The following is a 645-nucleotide window of genomic DNA, read 5'->3' as shown; positions in this document are numbered from 1 at the left end:
CAGTGCCACCGTTAAAATTTCTACTACGGGCAACTGCTGGAACAGTCCCAAGAAAAACATCCTATCAACTCCCACTTTTTTTACACTATACCAAAGAAATGCGGATAAGGAGAAAAACCTTCCTTTCTCAACAAATCTTAACGATAGCATGGTTCCATAAAAAAAAGAATCCCTCTCCGTGCTTTTTGAGGAACAATAATATTGCCAATAATGTATTTTCCGCTGCTGAATGGATATTAAAAGATATAGAGATAAAGGTCAATGAGGGAATTGAACCTGGGTAAAAATGTAAAATATTGCAATTAAACGGGTGCGTTCGTTCAACAATCTATAAGCAATTTTAGGAATAAGCCCATATTTTAGTTATTCCATTAAAGCGCTCGTTTCTACAATAAGTGGAGACGTTTTTTCTTCTCCTAGTAAAGTGAGACAATAACAATTATGTTAAAATTTTAAAGGGTAAGTCAAGTAAGATGTAAAGGATGGTTCTTAATGAAAAATCATATAAAGGTAAATGGAAGGTTCTGGTGCAAATACAATAACAGTTTGAAAAAATGAATAGATTCCTTTCGGAATCCTTCTTTATGCTGTAAGCCCAAACAATTGATATATAAATTCTTTCAGGTTTTGGACAGACTTCTCCCC

At 34.1% G+C, this 645-nt stretch carries 1 protein-coding gene; it reads left to right on the top strand.

The window, feature by feature from the left end:
• Window positions 1–284, top strand: a 284-nt coding sequence (locus K9V48_RS28435; protein WP_224142352.1) for a hypothetical protein, incomplete at its 5' end; no start/stop codon positions are given.
• Window positions 285–645 lie beyond the last annotated feature (361 nt).

The organism is Metabacillus rhizolycopersici (assembly GCF_020075705.1).
Note: the sequence above shows the minus strand (reverse complement) of the source record. Positions and strands in the feature narration are given on the sequence as shown.